The organism is Haemophilus sp. SZY H35 (genome assembly GCF_018829705.1).
GTDB lineage: Bacteria > Pseudomonadota > Gammaproteobacteria > Enterobacterales > Pasteurellaceae > Haemophilus > Haemophilus haemolyticus_K.
On sequence record NZ_JAHKJZ010000001.1, the window covers coordinates 467836 to 485434 of the forward strand.

A 17599-nucleotide genomic window follows, 5' to 3' on the forward strand; every position below is an offset into this window, starting at 1 on the left:
GTTCCGTTTATTTATTTTCACCCGAGGAATACAAGCGATTCTTATATAAATAACTGCCTAATAAAGCGTGAGCTAATGCCTCTTTTTTCATCGCATCAGGCACGTCTTTTGGCGTTAAAGTTTCTGAAGCTTTATCATAATGATAACCTTGTGCTGCTTTATTTGGCATTTGAATCACCACATCATTATTACCTTTCATCATTGCTTGAGTTTGATCGTATTGCATAAAGGCACGATCTGGGTTTACATCTTGCGTTAAATCAAAACCAATCATTGGATAATTGCCACTTACGCCTGCTAAAGAAAGTAATGTAGTTGGCATATCAATTTGGCTCACAAGACGGCTGTCACGACGTGGTGCAATGCCATCACCAAGAATCAAGGCTGGAATATGGAAATGCTTAATCGGTACAAGACTTGCTCCTCCTACACGAGAATCGTGATCCGCAACAATTAAGAAAATCGTATCTTTCCAATAATTAGACTGTTTAGCCATTTTAAAGAAATGACCTAACGCATAATCCGCATATTTTGCCGCGTTATTACGAGTGGCTTTTGGTTGCTCATAAAGCTCAATTTTGCCATCTGGATATTCAAATGGATCGTGATTGCTGGAGCTAAATACTAAACTAAAAAATGGTTTACCTTCATTTTGTAATTTCGTGAAAGTTTCATTGGCTTTATCAAATAAATCCTCATCACTCACGCCCCAAGTGCCAGTAAATTTGGGATTTTGGTAATCTTGTTGATCCCAAATATCTTTAAAGCCATTTCCATAGAAAAAGCTCGCCATATTGTCGAAGTGCTTTTCACCGCCATAAATAAACGACGTGTTATAACCTTGTTTATGTAATAAATCCGCAATAGTAAAGAAACCACTTTGGGCATTATTAAGTTTCACGACTGCACGAGCTGGCGTTGGCGTAAAACCTGCGGTTGTTGCTTCAATACCGCGTACTGAACGTGTGCCTGTTGCATAAAGATTTTCAAATAACCACCCTTCTTTTGCGAGCTGATCCACATTTGGAGAAAGTGGTTTGCCACCGAGCGTTCCAATAAACTGAGCACCGAGACTTTCTTGTAACAAAATCACGATATTTTTAGGTTTCCCCTGATAAGTCGCGACATTTTTCGTTAAAGTTGGGTATTTATCTGAAATGTAATCGCTGTCTGGTCGGCCTCGACTGGCTTTAACAATACGAAACATTTCATCAGCATCCATTTTTCCGTACATCTCTGAAGATTTTTCTTCATCTTTAAATTGCTGTGCGGCATAAATCACGGAATATCCCGAGTTAAGCACCAAGGAATTAACTAACGCATCAGAAGAAAATGCCACCATGGCGGGATTGATACCGCGGTGTTGAAAGCTTGAACGCGCCCCAAGGAAACTCACTACAATCACAAGCAAAGCAATTACAGGGCGAAGTTTCCAACTCATTGAACGTAAATTTTTGACTGCCCAACCAGAAATTTTCCAATAAATCACGGCAGCTAAAACCGTGAAAACAAGGCTAAAAATCACCGCACTTAAATGCCCTTCAGCCAGCATTGAAAAAACTTCTTTCGGATAAATCAGATATTCGATAAATAAACGATTTGGTCGGTAATCGTAGGTTTCAATAAAGGCAGGTGTGGCAATTTCCATAAAGATAATAAACACGCTACCAAGCGTTAACCAAATGCGTAAAATTTTTACCCAAACTTTACTGCTATGAAATAACGTTGTGAGCAATGCAGATACACCAAATAAATAACAAAGTGCCACCACATCCATTCGTACACCTTGCAAAAATAATTGCAACCAGCCATCTACGGCAGATACACGCTCTGATTGCCATACAGCAAGTCCCAAACGGGATAAGGAAAGGATAATGAGATTAATCAACACGAAAGTGAAGATCGGGAATAAAGGGGAATGCGCTTTTTTCATTGTAAAAACCACTAACAAAACGGCATCCAAGCCGTATTAAATTGAAGAAAGATAGGCAACTGTCTATCGGTCTGTTCCTTTTCGACATGACAAAAGTCTTAAAGTGCGGTCAATTTTCGCATAGTTTTACTTAATCTCAAATGTATTCATAGATTATCAATCAATTTCACCGTTAAAATTTTAACTCCCATGTTAGAAAATAACATTTGTTTTACTAATATAAAAAAAGCGAGTTTAACACTCGCTTTTTCTTGTACTTAGAAAATTATTTTTTCTTCGCTTTTGCATTTGGAAGGTCAGTGATTGAGCCTTCAAATACTTCCGCAGCTAAACCAACAGACTCGTGTAAAGTTGGGTGAGCGTGGATAGTTAATGCAATGTCTTCTGCATCGCAACCCATCTCGATAGCAAGACCGATTTCACCTAATAATTCCCCACCGTTAGAACCCACGATTGCACCGCCAAGTACACGATGAGTATCTTTATCAAAGATTAACTTCGTCATACCTTCTGAACATTCAGAAGCAATCGCACGGCCTGATGCTGCCCAAGGGAATTTAGCGACTTCGTAGTTTAAACCTTCTTGTTTACATTCTTTTTCTGTTTTACCTACCCAAGCCACTTCTGGTTCGGTATAAGCAATGGATGGAATTACTTTAGGATCGAAGTAGTGTTTTTGTCCCGCAATGACTTCTGCAGCAACGTGGCCTTCGTGAACACCTTTGTGCGCTAACATTGGTTGACCAACAATATCGCCGATGGCAAAGATATGTGGCACATTGGTGCGCATTTGTTTATCAACATGAATGAAACCACGATCATCTACTTCAACACCTGCTTTACCAGCATCTATCAATTTGCCATTTGGTACACGACCAATCGCGACAAGCACCGCATCATAACGTTTGGTGTCATTGCATGCTTTGCCTTCCATTGAAACGTAGATACCATCATCTTTTGCTTCAACAGCGGTTACTTTGGTTTCAAGCATTAACTTGAATTTTTTCTCGATTTGTTTGGTATAAATTGCTACAACATCTTTATCCGCTGCAGGGATAACTTGGTCGAACATTTCTACCACTTCAATTTCTGAACCTAATGCGTGGTAAACCGTCCCCATTTCTAAACCGATAATACCACCACCCATAATAAGAAGTTTTTTTGGTACTTCTTTTAATTTAAGTGCATCTGTTGAATCCCAAATACGCGGATCTTCATGTGGAATGAAAGGTAATTGAATTGGGCGAGAACCTGCTGCAATAATAGCATTATCAAATTTGATTGTTGTTGGGTGACCATCACGATCACGCGCCACTAAAGTATTAGGATCAGTAAATGCTGCTAAGCCTTCAACAACAGTGACTTTGCGTGCTTTTGCCATACCCGCTAAACCACCGGTTAATTTAGCGACAACCGCTTCTTTACCCGCACGAACTTCATCTAAATCAATTCTTGGCTCACCAAAGTAAATACCATTTTTACTTGCGTGTTTTGCTTCTTCAATCACTTTTGCTACGTGCAATAATGCTTTGGATGGGATACAACCTACATTTAAACATACCCCACCAAGAGTTGAATAACGTTCAACTAATACAGTTTCTAAACCTAAATCCGCACAACGGAACGCCGCAGAATAACCTGCTGGGCCAGCACCAAGTACGACGACTTGGGTTTTAATTTCTTTACTCATTTTTACCTCGTAAAAACGTTCAAAATATTGACCGCACTTTTTTGCGATCATAAGGAATTTGCTAAAACGCCCTTTCTTCTAATTAGAAGAAAGGGGCGTTATTACATAATCAAACGGCGTAAATCTGCTAATACAGCACCGATATAGCTGATGAATCGTGCACCATCTGCACCATCAATGACACGGTGGTCGAATGATAATGACATTGGAAGAATTAAGCGTGGCGCAAATTCTTTACCATTCCATACTGGTTCCATCGATGATTTAGACACACCAAGGATAGCAACTTCTGGCGCGTTTACGATTGGTGCAAAGTGAGTTGTACCAATACCACCAAGACTTGAAATGGTAAAGCAACCACCTTGCATATCAGATGCAGTCAATTTGCCTTCACGGGCTTTTTTCGATACTTCCATTAATTCACGTGAAAGTTCGATAATGCCTTTTTTGTTCACGTTCTTGAATACAGGCACGACTAAGCCGTTTGGTGTATCTACTGCGACACCAATGTTAATATATTTTTTCAGGATTAAGCGTTGTGCATCTTCCGTAATTGAACTGTTGAAACGTGGATACGCTTCTAATGCTTTTGCCACCGCTTTCATAATGAACACAACTGGCGTGATTTTTACGCCGAGTTTTTGTTTTTCTGCTAACACATTTTGTTCTTTACGGAATGCTTCTAAATCCGTGATATCTGCTTTATCGAAGTGAGTAACGTGTGGAATCATTACCCAGTTACGATGTAAGTTAGCGCCTGAAATTTTATTAATACGGCTTAATTCGACTTCTTCTACTTCACCGAATTTACTGAAATCAACTTTTGGCCATGGTAATAAGCCTAAGCCAGCGCCATTTGCTACACCATTGCCAGCGGCTTGTGTTGTTGCACCGCTTTCATACGCTTTAACTGCGGTCTTCACATAAGCTTCGATATCTTCTTTAACGATACGACCTTTACGGCCTGTACCTTTTACTTTATCTAAGTTTACGCCAAATTCACGTGCTAAACGACGAATAACTGGAGTAGCGTGCGCATAGCCAGCGCTTGCCACCACTTGTTCTTGGCTTAAGCCAGATACATTGCCAGATTGAGCAGGTTGTGCAGCCGGCGCAGGCGATGCAACTTGTGGTGCTGGAGCAGATGTTGCCGCAGCTGGCGCTGCACCTGCTACTTCAAAGCGCATAATTAGTGAACCAGTCGATACTTTATCACCTGATTTCACGAGAATTTCTTTTACTACACCGCCGAATGGAGCAGGAACTTCCATTGATGCTTTATCACCTTCAACGGTAATTAATGATTGATCTTCTGAAACAGTATCACCAACGGCAACCATGATTTCAGTCACATTGACTTCATCACCACCGATATCTGGCACATTCACATCTTTAATTGCAGATGTTGTAGCAGTTACAGGTGCCGCTGTTTGAGCTGGTGCAGCCGCAGCAACTGGAGCAGCTGATGCCGTTTCAAATTTCATGATGAGTTTGCCAGTTGAAACTTTATCGCCAACATTAATTAAAATTTCTTTTACCACACCTGCGATTGGTGCTGGAACTTCCATTGACGCTTTATCGCCTTCAACATTGATGATTGATTGATCAACTTCAACACTATCACCCACTTTAACCATAATTTCAGTAACGTTTACTTCATCAGAACCGATATCTGGTACGTTTACTTCAACAACAGCCGACGTAGTTGGCGCAGTCGCAGCTACTGGTGCTTCAGCCGCAGGTGCAGTGCCTGCGGCTTCTAATACGAGCATTGGGGTGCCCGTTGTGACTTTATCGCCCACTTTAACTAAAACTTCTTTTACAACACCCGCTTCTGGTGCAGGTACTTCCATTGAAGCCTTATCACCTTCAACGTTAATGATAGATTGATCAACAGAGATGGTATCGCCTACGTTTACCATGACTTCTGTTACTGTAACTTCATCACTACCAATATCAGGAATTTGAATTTGTTTTGACATTTTTTTGTTCCTTTTAAAGTGCGGTCATAAAACACGATGTTTTTTGACCGCAGTTTTCATCAATTACGCGTAAAGCGGATTGATACGATCTACATTCAAACCGAATTTTGCAATCGCATCTGCAACAACTTGGTTAGATACTGTACCTTCTTTCGCTAATTGAGAAAGTGCAGCAACCACAACATAACGTGCATCAACTTCGAAGTGTTCACGTAAGTTTGCACGGCTGTCTGAACGACCGAAACCATCTGTACCTAACACATGATAATGACGACTTGGTACGAATGCACGGATTTGATCTGCGTATGCTTTAACATAGTCAGTTGAAGCAACGGTTGGTAAATCAGCTAATACTTGAGCAACGTATGATACGCGTTGTTCCGCTGTTGGGTGTAATAAGTTCCAACGTGCAGCATCATGACCTTCACGGGCTAATTCATTGAATGACGGTGCAGAGAATACATCAGATGTTACACCATAATCTTTTGCAAGAATTTGTGCCGCTTCACGAACATGACGCATGATAGCACCAGAACCTAACAATTGAACGTGGCCTTTGCCTTTTTTACCTTCCACTGTTTCAAATTTGTATAAACCTTTTCGGATACCTTCTTCCGCACCAGCAGGCATAGCCGGTTGATCCATGACTTCATTTAATGTTGTCATGTAATAGAATACATCTTCTTGTTTTTCGCCGTACATACGGTTAATACCGTCTTGCATAATTACTGCAACTTCGAATGCGAATGATGGATCGTAAGTGACACAGTTAGGAATGATACCTGCTTGAATATGACTATGGCCATCTTCGTGTTGTAAGCCTTCGCCGTTTAATGTCGTACGACCTGAAGTACCACCCACCATGAAACCACGAGCTAATTGGTCACCAGCCGCCCACATCATATCGCCCACACGTTGGAAACCAAACATTGAGTAATAGATGAAGAATGGAATCATTGGTTGGTTATTGACAGAGTAGGAGTTCGCTGCAGCTAACCAAGATGCGGTTGCACCTAATTCATTGATACCTTCTTGTAGCACTTGACCATCTTTTGCTTCGCGGTAGTAAGCAACTAAGTCACGATCTGAAGGAACATAGTTTTGGCCATGTGGGTTATAAATACCGATTTGACGGAATAAACCTTCCATACCAAACGTACGTGCTTCATCAGCAATCATTGGAACGATGGTTTTACCAATGTTTTTATCTTTTAATAAGATGTTTAAGGCACGAGTAAACGCCATAGTGGTTGAAATACCACGAGGTTGTTCTTCTAATAATGCTTTAAACTCTTCTAATGCAGGAACTTTATATTCAACATCAAATTTAGTACGACGAGCAGGAACATAGCCGTTTAATGCTTTACGGTGGCCATGTAAATATTCGTATTCAGGCGTGCCTTCAGCAAATTTAATGTATTCTAATTTTTCTACTTGCTCATCAGTCAATGGTAAATCGAAGTAGTCACGGAAACCTTTAAGGCTTTCGTAAGACATTTTTTTAGATTGGTGAGCGGTGTTTTTACTTTCCGCTTCAGGAATTTTATAACCTTTAACTTGATGCGCTAAAATCACAACTGGTTTCGTTGCATTTTGTGCTTTTGCATAGGCTGCATATAATTTTTCGCTATCGTGTGCACCACGGCGTAATGCCCAAATTTCATCATCCGTCATATCTGCAACTAATGCAGCGGTTTCTGGATAACGACCAAAGAAGTGTTCACGAACATAAGCACCGTCTTTAGATTTAAAGGTTAAATAGTCACCATCAACCACTTCCATCATTAACTGAGTTAATTTACCTGAAGTATCTTTCGCAAATAATTTATCCCAATCGCTTCCCCATAAAACTTTGATTACTTCCCAGCCAGCACCAGTAAATAATCCTTCTAATTCTTGAACGATTTTACCGTTACCATTCACAGGGCCGTCTAAACGTTGTAAGTTACAGCTGATAGTGAAGATTAAGTTATCTAATTTCTCACGAGCCGCAAAAGTTAATGCACCTTTAGACTCAATTTCATCCATTTCCCCATCGCCTAAGAATGCATAGACTTTTTGATCTTTGGTATCTTTTAAGCCACGGTTATCTAAGTATTTTAAGAAACGCGCTTGGTAGATGGCATTCACTGGGCCTAAACCCATAGAAACCGTAGAGAATTGCCAGAATTCAGGCATTAATTTAGGGTGTGGATATGAAGATAACCCATCAGTAAAGGCTTCTTGACGGAAGTTATCCATTTGTTCTTCAGTTAAACGACCTTCTAAGAATGCACGCGCATACATACCCGGAGCAGCATGGCCTTGGAAGAAAATTAAGTCGCCACCGTTTTTCTCCGTTGCTGCTTTGAAGAAGTGGTTATAGCAAACTTCATACATGGTTGCAGCAGATTGGAAAGTTGAGATATGACCACCTAAGTCAAGATCTTTCTTCTGACTACGCAATACCATAGCAATAGCATTCCAACGCACAGCAGAACGAATACGACGCTCAATAGCATGATCACCTGGGTAAGCAGGTTGTTCAGAAGCAGGGATAGTATTGACATAATCGGTCGTTACACCTGTCGGTAATGAAACACCGTTGGTGCGTGCTTGGCCGATAACTTGCTCAATAATATATTGTGCACGCTCTACGCCTTCTTCACGAATCAAAGAATCTAATGATTGTAACCAATCTTGAGTTTCGATTGGATCAACGTCATTTTTTAAAATCTCAGACATAGGTTTTCCTTATCTGTTAATTAAGTGAACATTAGTTTAGTAAACACTAAACACGAATATCAGAAATGCTTGCTTTTTTACAAACATTTAACAAATCTTGCAAATTTTAGAAGATTTTTTGAGATAAAGATAGTAAATTTTTATCAAATATCCCTGTTGAGTACTGTGTTAATCAGTAATCTTTTGAAAGTGCGGTAATTTTTTCTCGCCTTTTGTAAAGCCTATTAAAATCATAAGTAAAACATTGCATTCTGTAGGGCTTTGCTTTAAAGTTTTTCAAACTTATTTCAAAAAGGAATCAATCATGCATATAACGACGCGAACGCTCACTCAACACAAACGTATTGCACTTGTGGCTCATGATAGCTGCAAAAAAAATTTACTGAATTGGACGCAAAAACACAAAGAGGCACTTAGGCCTCATATACTTTATGCAACAGGTACGACAGGCCATATTTTAGAACGAGAAACAGGCTTAAGCATTCAATCTTTATTAAGTGGCCCGATGGGCGGCGACCAACAACTTGGTGGATTAATCGCAGAAAAGAAAATCGACATGATGATCTTCTTTTGGGATCCAATGAATGCTGCACCTCATGATCCCGATGTGAAAGCCCTCATGCGTATTGCAACAGTGTGGAATATTCCTGTTGCCATTAATCAAAGCTCTGCAGATTTTATGTTAACTTCAATTTTATTTGAACAAGATGTCGAAATTGAAGTGCCAGATTATGAAGGTTATTTAAAAGAGCGTTTAGCTTAAAAAGATAAAGAATATTTACCGCACTTCATCGTGAAACAGGGCGACAACTTATCGCCCTGTTTTAGTTATCTCCCAAATCCTCCCATTGCAAGCATAAAGAGTACCATTTTTAGTTGCTCTTCTGGAATTAGTTTGCCGTTTAGTTTCAATTCGTTATTCTCTAAAGCAAGCGTTAATGTGACGGTTTTATCGGTGTTTACGATAATACCATTCACTTCACCATCAACAACTAATTCATTCAATCGGGGAACTAAATCTTGCTTTTGGTTTTCTGGTACAAATTTAGATAATAATGAAATCGCAGTTTCTTTGTTCACATCAAAATTGATCGAAAAATCTTTGAATTGTTTGTATAAGCCGCTGCGCATTAAATCGAATTTAGGATTTGGCACTAAAGCAATATTCAGATTCAATGCAACTTTGCCTTTTTCATCAGAAATAGAAAGAGGGTCAAACTTAATTTGAGGCTGATTATTCGCAATGACCATGCCGGATTGTTGTAATTTTTGTACCAATGCTTTAGATAAAGGCGTATCTGAGTCGGCTTTGCTTATTGCAACTAAAATATTTAAAAGTTCTTGTAATGCATTGCCATCAATATGGTTGAATTCTACATTGTTGGTCACTTTACCTAAGTTGTTACCATTAATATGTAATTCATCCAGATTTGTTTTATTGATGATATTTACTGTATCACCCTCAACTTGTGTAGTTAAATTTGCTTGGCTGTTTTTCTGAATAAGAGAGAATTTTTCCCCAGTCTCTGCAGATTCGGTATTTTGCTCAAAATAGCCTATTTTACTATTGATATTTCCACTATAAATAAATGGCCATTTTGTGCTTTGTAGTGAGCCTTGTACGACAAGATCTTTTATTTTAATTGATGAAGCGGTTGAAACTGCATGATTTGGGTCATTTGAATTAAATGCATCTACAGATAGCGTACAATTGCTTGGTTCATTTTTGTCTAAATCAACATTTAATACGACATTTGACCAATCAAAATCAGCCTTAGATTTCTCATTGTGATATTGCCCCGATGCAAGTTTTAATTCCGCATTACCGCTTAATGAAGAATTCATTGCGACATTTAGTTGTAACGGTTTCTCTGATTTTGTGATATCAAAGAATGCCTGAGTTGTTGCATTTTTTCCTAACAAGGTTTGGCTTGAAAAAATGGCTGGAACGAAATTCAGTTTCGCTACCCGATCAAGCGGCAAAGGCCCGTGATAAAGCGTTGATGATAAAGGAATAATGATTGTTTCATTTGCTTTATGAATTTCTATTTGATCTTGAATATGAGAGGCAAATAGTCCCCTATCAAATTTTATATTTTTATAAAAAATTTTACTTTCTTCTAATGCGTCTGTTTTGGCAAATAGTTGATCCAACTGTTTTAGTTGATGTAAATATTCTTCTTCAGCTTTTTTCCCTGTAAACCATGCACCGGTACACCAAACGGCAGCAAGAGCAACGACTACGCCTGCAGCAATTTTTGATTTTTTCATTTATTTCTTTCCTATTTTAAAGTAAAAATTTTCGCCAAATTTATCATAAATCCTTTTTTCTTGCCTGAAAATTTTTGTTTTCCCCTTGAAGTTCATCATTTGAGACTTATCTTGAAAACAAGAACGGAAATCACCGCACTTTAAGAAATAAAAAATTTTTAAAATTTTCTCTTGAAATGCGAAAGAATATCCACATCTTACAATTCGTAACAAATAGGGCTTGTAGATGTTTCAAAAATATTTGTAATAGAGGCTATTTTGAGACATTTATAAGTTCAACCCCGAATTTTAAAATTTTTACTAGGAGTACAAAATGGGAAAAATTATTGGTATTGACTTAGGTACAACAAACTCTTGTGTAGCTGTTATGGAAGGCGACAAAGCGCGCGTAATTGAAAATGCAGAAGGTGCACGTACAACCCCTTCAATTATTGCTTATACAGATAATGAAACCTTAGTGGGTCAGCCAGCAAAGCGTCAAGCGATCACTAACCCGAAAAATACATTGTTTGCGATTAAACGTTTAATCGGTCGTCGTTTTGAAAGCGAAGAAGTTCAACGCGATATTAAAATTATGCCTTTCGAAATTACCCGTGCTGACAACGGTGATGCTTGGGTAAATGTAAAAGGTGATAAATTAGCACCACCACAAATCTCTGCTGAAGTATTGAAAAAAATGAAAAAAACTGCAGAGGATTTCTTGGGTGAATCTGTAACAGAAGCGGTAATTACTGTTCCGGCATACTTTAACGATGCACAACGTCAAGCAACGATTGATGCGGGTAAAATCGCTGGTTTAGACGTTAAACGTATCATCAATGAACCAACAGCGGCTGCGTTAGCGTTTGGTTTAGGTTCAAGCAAAGAGAACCAAGTGATCGCGGTTTACGACTTAGGTGGTGGTACATTCGATATTTCAATCATCGAAATTGATAACTTTGATGGCGAACAAACTTTCGAAGTATTGGCAACAGGTGGTAACACTCACTTAGGTGGTGAAGACTTCGATAACCGTGTAATTGATTACATTATTGATGAGTTCAAAAAAGAACAAAACATCGATTTACGTAATGACCCAATGGCATTACAACGCGTAAAAGAAGCAGCAGAGAAAGCAAAAATTGAACTTTCATCAGCGCAATCTACTGAAGTAAACTTACCTTACATAACTGCAGATGCGACAGGCCCTAAACACTTAGCATTAAATATCACTCGTGCAAAATTAGAAGCATTAGTAGAAGATTTAGTGGCAAGTTCAATTGAGTCTTTGAAAGCTGTATTAAAAGATGCAGGTAAAGGCGTAAGTGAAATTCACGATATTATTCTTGTGGGTGGCCAAACTCGTATGCCACTTGTTCAACAAAAAGTGGCTGAGTTCTTTGGTAAAGAAGCTCGTAAAGATGTTAACCCTGATGAAGCGGTGGCAATCGGTGCGGCAGTTCAAGGTGGTGTATTAAAAGGTGATGTAAAAGACGTTCTTTTATTAGACGTTACTCCGTTATCACTTGGTATCGAAACCATGGGCGGCGTGATGACCACTTTAATTGAGAAAAATACCACGATTCCAACTAAAAAATCGCAAGTATTCTCAACAGCGGAAGATAACCAAAGTGCGGTAACAATCCACGTTCTTCAAGGTGAACGTAAACGTGCGGCAGATAATAAATCTTTAGGTCAATTCAACCTAGAAGGTATTAATCCTGCACCGCGTGGTATGCCACAAATTGAAGTAACATTTGATATTGATGCAAACGGCGTAATCAACGTATCTGCGAAAGATAAAAATACGGGTAAAGAACAACAAATTCGTATTCAAGCATCATCTGGTTTATCTGATGAAGAAATTCAACAAATGGTGCGTGATGCAGAAGCAAATGCTGATGCAGACCGTAAATTTGAGGAAGTTGTTCAAGCTCGTAACCAAGCAGATGGTATTGCTCACGCAACACGTAAACAAATTGCAGAAGCTGGCGATGCATTGAGTACCGCAGACAAAGAGAAAATTGAAGCAGCGGTAAGTGAACTTGAAACTGCAGCAAAAGGCGAAGACAAAGCAGAGATTGAAGCGAAAATTGAAGCGGTAATTAAAGCCTCTGAACCATTAATGCAAGCAGCTCAAGCAAAAGCTCAACAAGCTGGTGGCGAGCAACCACAACAATCATCAGCAAAAGATGATGGCGTGGTAGATGCTGAATTTGAAGAAGTGAAAGATAATAAATAATTCACCGCTCTTCTTAGCATAAACAAAGGGCGTGGAAACACGCCCTTTTGGTGTATATAAATGATCCCCCTCTTTAGAAAAGAGGGGTTAGGGGAGATTTGATAGCGATATCAAATTTTCTTATGAGCTAAATTTACTTCTGCCAAATCTTCCCCCCTCTTTGCTAAAGAGAGGAGTTTGTTATAAGCGGTCAAATTTACCCAGAATTTTGTAAATTTAAGGAATAGTTATGCCACTTACACTTTATCCACTTGCTATAATTCGTACGCATAACACAAAGGAAAATCCCGCAGAAAAGATTGGACAGCTTTGGCAGAATAATTTTGCAAAATTGCCTCAAAATGAGCCTTATTATGGTGTTTATCTGAATTACGAATCGGATTTTACGGGCTATTATGATGTTGCTGTTGCTCAAGAAAGTAAACCTGAAGGCAGTTTTTCAACCATTGAAATGGAAGATCTGACTTGGTATGAAATCTTCCCCACGACTTGTGAATTAGTAGTTCAAACGTGGCAACGCATTTGGAATAAAGAAAAGCAAGGCTTATTAAAACGTGCTTATAAAGTGGATTTTGAGAAATATTATCCAAATGGAAAAGTGGATATTTACATTTCAATTTGCCCACATTGCTAAAAATAGCGAATGTAAGCGGTCAGAAATGACAAAATATTTGGAAATAAAAATACGGAAACACTATGGCAAAAAAAGATTACTACGAAGTCCTTGGCTTACAAAAAGGGGCGAGTGAGAACGATATTAAACGTGCGTATAAACGTTTAGCATCTAAACATCACCCTGATAAAAACCAAGGCAGTAAAGAAGCGGAAGAAAAATTCAAAGAAATTAATGAAGCTTATGAAGTATTAGGCGATGAGCAAAAACGCGCAGCTTACGATCAATATGGCCACGCAGCCTTTGAACAAGGTGGTGGTGCAGGTGGTTTCGGTGGCGGCTTTGGCGGCGCTGATTTTGGTGATATGTTCGGCGATATCTTTGGTGATATTTTTGGTGGCGGTGGACGTGGTCGTCAGCGCGTTGTTCGTGGCGAAGACTTACGCTATGACTTAGAAATCACTTTGGAAGAAGCTGTAAAAGGTACAACCAAAGATATTCAAATTAACACCCTTGCACATTGTGATAGCTGTGGTGGCTCTGGGGCTGAAAAAGGTTCTAAAGTGGAAACTTGTCCACATTGTCACGGTTCGGGTCGAATTCGTCGTCAACAAGGTTTCTTTGTATCTGAAAGTATCTGTCCAACTTGTCATGGTAGCGGTAAGAAAATTGAAAAACCTTGTCGCAGCTGTCATGGTGAAGGGCGAGTTCATAAGAAAGAAAATCTTTCAGTAAAAATTCCTGCAGGTGTGGATACGGGCAACCAACTTCGCTTAGCGGGCAAAGGCGCAGCGGGCGAAAATGGCGCACCAGCTGGAGATTTATATGTTGTGATTCACGTGAGAGAACATAACATTTTTGAACGTGATGGTAACAACTTATATTGTGAAGTACCAACTAGCTTTGCTACGGCAGCGCTTGGCGGTGAAATTGAAGTACCGACCTTAGATGGCCGAGTGAAACTTAAAATCCCAGCTGAAACGCAAACTGGAAAATTATTCCGCATGCGAGGCAAAGGTGTCGCCTCTACACGTAGTGGTTATGCGGGTGATTTAATTTGTCGTATTGTGGTAGAAACACCCGTTAATTTAACCAGCGAACAAAAAGAATTACTCCAAAAACTTGAAGAAAGTTTACAAGGTAAAGATTTAAGTAAACACGCACCGAAATCTTCAGGATTTTTAGATGGTGTGAAAAAATTCTTTGATAATTTGGGTAAATCTGACAAATAAAGATAATGAAAAAGTCCGCATTTCGCGGACTTTTTGCTTATAGCCTATCCAAATTATTATCGCTGTCCCTATTCCATTCTTGGTATTCTTTAAAATATTTTCATAAATTGCTACCTTTTTTCTTTTTTTTAATCTAGAATTCGTCAATTTGTTTTTTAAACGGCCAAAAGGAGAGTAAACATGAAACTGGTTGAAGTAAAACACCCACTTGTTAAACACAAATTAGGTGTGATGCGTGAAGCTGAGATTGATACAAAAAAATTCCGTGAACTGGCAACAGAAATCGGTAGCCTATTAACCTACGAAGCAACGTCAGATTTAGAAACTGAAAAAGTAACGATCAACGGTTGGAATGGCCCAGTAGAAATCGACCGAATTAAAGGTAAAAAAGTAACGGTTGTCCCAATTTTGCGTGCAGGTTTAGGTATGATGGATGGTGTACTTGAACATGTACCAAGCGCACGTATCAGTGTTGTGGGGATCTACCGTAATGAAGAAACCCTTGAACCAGTCCCTTACTTCCAAAAATTAGCTAGCGATTTAGAAGAGCGCCTTGCCATTGTTGTTGATCCGATGCTTGCAACGGGCGGTTCTATGATTGCTACCCTTGATCTTTTAAAAGCAAAAGGTTGTAAGCATATTAAAGTATTAGTTTTAGTCGCTGCGCCAGAAGGCATTAAGGCTCTTGAAGCTGCACATCCAGACATTGAACTTTACTGTGCTTCTATTGATAGCCACCTAAATGAACATGGTTACATTATTCCGGGTCTCGGTGACGCGGGTGATAAAATTTTTGGGACTAAATAATCCCAAAACAAAAGACGGTATTCATGCCGTCTTTTTTCGGTGCATGAAATATTAAAACTATATTGACCGCACTTTCAGTTAATTCAAACAGAGAGTTGAAACTAAATGACACATCAAAATTCTTCCGTGGTAGAAAACCAGAGTAAACTTAAACAATCTTTTGTTGGCCTACAAATGCTCTTCGTCGCATTTGGCGCGCTCGTTCTTGTACCATTAATTACAGGCCTTGATTCCAATACAGCATTATTAACCGCCGGCGTTGGCACCCTACTCTTCCAACTTTGCACTGGCAAACAAGTTCCTATTTTCTTAGCCTCATCTTTTGCCTTTATCGCACCGATTCAATATGGTATTCAGACTTGGGGGATTGCGACCACTATGGGGGGATTAGCATCGGCGGGTCTTGTATATTTAGCACTAAGTATATTGGTAAAATTACGTGGAACTGAAGCATTACAACGTATTTTCCCACCGATTGTTGTTGGCCCAGTGATTATTATTATTGGGATGGGGCTTGCCCCTGTGGCAGTTGATATGTCATTAGGCAAAAATAGTGCTTATGCGTATAACGACGCTATATTAGTTTCAATGGTAACACTTCTCACTACTTTATCTGTAGCAGTGTTTGCCAAAGGATTGATGAAACTCATCCCAATTATGTTTGGTATTACTGCGGGCTATATTTTATGCTTATTCCTTGGTTTAATTAATTTCCAACCAGTGATTGATGCGCCTTGGTTTAGCTTACCAAAATTAACTGCGCCTGAATTTAACCTAGAAGCTATTCTTTATATGTTACCAATTGCTATTGCACCGGCGGTAGAACATGTTGGCGGTATTATGGCGATCAGCTCTGTAACAGGTAAAGATTTTTTAAAAAAACCAGGATTACACCGCACTTTATTAGGCGATAGCTTAGCAACTGCAGCTGCATCTTTAGTGGGTGGCCCACCAAATACAACTTATTCTGAAGTAACTGGTGCCGTAATGTTAACCCGAAATTTCAATCCTAATATTATGACATGGGCTGCCGTTTGGGCTATTGCAATTTCATTCTGTGGAAAAGTAGGCGCCTTCCTATCAACGATTCCAACTATTGTGATGGGAGGAATTATGATGCTTGTTTTCGGTTCAATTGCAGTGGTGGGCATGAGCACCTTAATTCGTGGCAAAGTTGATGTTACCGAAGCACGTAATCTGTGTATTATTTCTGTCGTCATGACATTTGGTATCGGCAATATGTTTGTAGATGTGGGCAATGTATCACTAAAAGGTATCAGCTTATGCGCAGTTGTTGCTATCATTTTAAACCTTGTTTTACCGAAAGCAAAAAATGAAGTAGAATAAGAGTTCTTTTAAAAGGGTTAAATCCCAATTTAGCCCTTTTCTTACTTATAATCTGTAATACATAAATATTTGAATAAGCAGCTTCCCTTACCTATTCATCAAATTGATGATGCCACATTAGAAAACTTTTACAGCGATAATAATCTTTTATTGCTCGATTCTTTACGCAAAAATTCATCTGAGTTAAAACAACAGTTTTTCTATATTTGGGGAAATAAAGGTTCTGGAAAAACTCATCTGCTTAGAGCATTCAGTAACGAATATTTAATCAATCAACGTACTGCTATTTATGTACCGCTCAGCAAATCTCAATATTTTTCTACCGCAGTTCTTGAAAATCTAGAACAACAAGAATTAGTATGTCTAGATGATGTACAAAGTGTGATTGGCAATGATGAATGGGAATTAGCTATTTTTGATCTGTTCAATCGAATTAAATCAAGCGGAAAAACGCTTTTGCTTATTAGTTCAGATAAATCGCCTTCCGCACTTTCTGTAAAATTGCCTGATTTGAACTCTCGCTTGACTTGGGGTGAAATTTATCAATTAAATTCCTTAACTGACGAGCAAAAAATGAGTGTGCTACAACATAACGCTTATCAACGAGGAATTCAATTACCCGATGAGACGGCTAATTTTTTACTTACACGACTAGCACGAGATATGCACACATTATTTGAAGCCCTTGATCTACTAGATAAAGCCTCGTTGCAAGCACAACGAAATCTTACGATTCCTTTCGTTAAAGAAATTTTAAATCTTTAACAAAAAAGGTGCTA

12 protein-coding genes are annotated in these 17599 nt (G+C 39.0%); 7 read left to right on the forward strand and 5 right to left on the reverse strand.

Annotated elements, in window-relative coordinates:
* Positions 1-7: 7 nt before the first annotated feature.
* From KP710_RS02165 to aceE, 4 genes are all read right to left on the reverse strand, one after another.
* The gene (locus KP710_RS02165) at positions 8-1933 is read right to left on the reverse strand and encodes an LTA synthase family protein (protein ID WP_181153969.1); all 1926 of its coding nucleotides are present in this window, start codon (positions 1931-1933) and stop codon (positions 8-10) included.
* Between the two features lie 265 nt (positions 1934-2198).
* Positions 2199-3623, reverse strand: a complete 1425-nt coding sequence (gene lpdA, locus KP710_RS02170; RefSeq protein WP_005628839.1) for a dihydrolipoyl dehydrogenase — start codon at positions 3621-3623, stop codon at positions 2199-2201.
* Between the two features lie 101 nt (positions 3624-3724).
* Positions 3725-5605: a pyruvate dehydrogenase complex dihydrolipoyllysine-residue acetyltransferase gene (gene aceF, locus KP710_RS02175; RefSeq protein ID WP_140449799.1), complete on the reverse strand. Its 1881-nt coding sequence runs from the start codon at positions 5603-5605 to the stop codon at positions 3725-3727.
* Positions 5606-5668: 63 nt separating this feature from the next.
* Positions 5669-8329, reverse strand: coding sequence for a pyruvate dehydrogenase (acetyl-transferring), homodimeric type (gene aceE, locus KP710_RS02180; RefSeq protein ID WP_215770881.1), 2661 nt, complete (start codon positions 8327-8329; stop codon positions 5669-5671).
* A gap of 304 nt (positions 8330-8633) precedes the next feature.
* Between aceE and mgsA the strand changes: the two genes are divergently transcribed.
* A complete protein-coding gene (mgsA, locus tag KP710_RS02185) occupies positions 8634-9092 on the forward strand; it encodes a methylglyoxal synthase (protein ID WP_215770882.1) in 459 nt (152 codons plus the stop codon).
* 65 nt (positions 9093-9157) lie between these two features.
* On the opposite strand, the gene KP710_RS02190 is transcribed toward mgsA, so the two are convergent.
* Complete coding sequence (locus tag KP710_RS02190; protein WP_215770883.1) at positions 9158-10600, reverse strand: YdgA family protein; 1443 nt, start codon at positions 10598-10600, stop codon at positions 9158-9160.
* 313 nt (positions 10601-10913) lie between these two features.
* Here KP710_RS02190 and dnaK point away from each other — a divergent pair, with 313 nt between their 5' ends.
* The 6 genes from dnaK (at position 10914) to hda (ending at position 17585) form a co-directional block, all read left to right on the forward strand.
* A complete protein-coding gene (dnaK, locus tag KP710_RS02195; RefSeq protein WP_215770884.1) occupies positions 10914-12821 on the forward strand; it encodes a molecular chaperone DnaK in 1908 nt (635 codons plus the stop codon).
* Positions 12822-13050: 229 nt separating this feature from the next.
* Positions 13051-13455, forward strand: coding sequence for a GyrI-like domain-containing protein (locus tag KP710_RS02200; protein ID WP_009500005.1), 405 nt, complete (start codon positions 13051-13053; stop codon positions 13453-13455).
* A gap of 62 nt (positions 13456-13517) precedes the next feature.
* A complete protein-coding gene (gene dnaJ, locus KP710_RS02205) occupies positions 13518-14666 on the forward strand; it encodes a molecular chaperone DnaJ (RefSeq protein ID WP_111407249.1) in 1149 nt (382 codons plus the stop codon).
* 180 nt (positions 14667-14846) lie between these two features.
* Positions 14847-15473: a uracil phosphoribosyltransferase gene (gene upp, locus KP710_RS02210; protein WP_005634809.1), complete on the forward strand. Its 627-nt coding sequence runs from the start codon at positions 14847-14849 to the stop codon at positions 15471-15473.
* A gap of 105 nt (positions 15474-15578) precedes the next feature.
* Positions 15579-16820, forward strand: coding sequence for a nucleobase:cation symporter-2 family protein (locus tag KP710_RS02215; RefSeq protein ID WP_111407248.1), 1242 nt, complete (start codon positions 15579-15581; stop codon positions 16818-16820).
* A 69-nt stretch (positions 16821-16889) separates the two neighbouring features.
* Positions 16890-17585 carry a DnaA regulatory inactivator Hda gene (gene hda / locus KP710_RS02220; protein ID WP_111407247.1) on the forward strand — a complete coding sequence of 232 codons (696 nt, stop codon included), beginning with the start codon at positions 16890-16892 and terminating at the stop codon, positions 17583-17585.
* Positions 17586-17599 lie beyond the last annotated feature (14 nt).

What these genes read in the sequence shown, in the direction of transcription:
- KP710_RS02165 (WP_181153969.1), bottom strand. Translation starts at nt 1,933, where the DNA reads ATGAAAAAAGCGCATTCCCCTTTATTCCCGATCTTCACTTTCGTGTTG.
- lpdA (WP_005628839.1), bottom strand. Translation starts at nt 3,623, where the DNA reads ATGAGTAAAGAAATTAAAACCCAAGTCGTCGTACTTGGTGCTGGCCCA.
- aceF (WP_140449799.1), bottom strand. Translation starts at nt 5,605, where the DNA reads ATGTCAAAACAAATTCAAATTCCTGATATTGGTAGTGATGAAGTTACA.
- aceE (WP_215770881.1), bottom strand. Translation starts at nt 8,329, where the DNA reads ATGTCTGAGATTTTAAAAAATGACGTTGATCCAATCGAAACTCAAGAT.
- mgsA (WP_215770882.1), top strand. Translation starts at nt 8,634, where the DNA reads ATGCATATAACGACGCGAACGCTCACTCAACACAAACGTATTGCACTT.
- KP710_RS02190 (WP_215770883.1), bottom strand. Translation starts at nt 10,600, where the DNA reads ATGAAAAAATCAAAAATTGCTGCAGGCGTAGTCGTTGCTCTTGCTGCC.
- dnaK (WP_215770884.1), top strand. Translation starts at nt 10,914, where the DNA reads ATGGGAAAAATTATTGGTATTGACTTAGGTACAACAAACTCTTGTGTA.
- KP710_RS02200 (WP_009500005.1), top strand. Translation starts at nt 13,051, where the DNA reads ATGCCACTTACACTTTATCCACTTGCTATAATTCGTACGCATAACACA.
- dnaJ (WP_111407249.1), top strand. Translation starts at nt 13,518, where the DNA reads ATGGCAAAAAAAGATTACTACGAAGTCCTTGGCTTACAAAAAGGGGCG.
- upp (WP_005634809.1), top strand. Translation starts at nt 14,847, where the DNA reads ATGAAACTGGTTGAAGTAAAACACCCACTTGTTAAACACAAATTAGGT.
- KP710_RS02215 (WP_111407248.1), top strand. Translation starts at nt 15,579, where the DNA reads ATGACACATCAAAATTCTTCCGTGGTAGAAAACCAGAGTAAACTTAAA.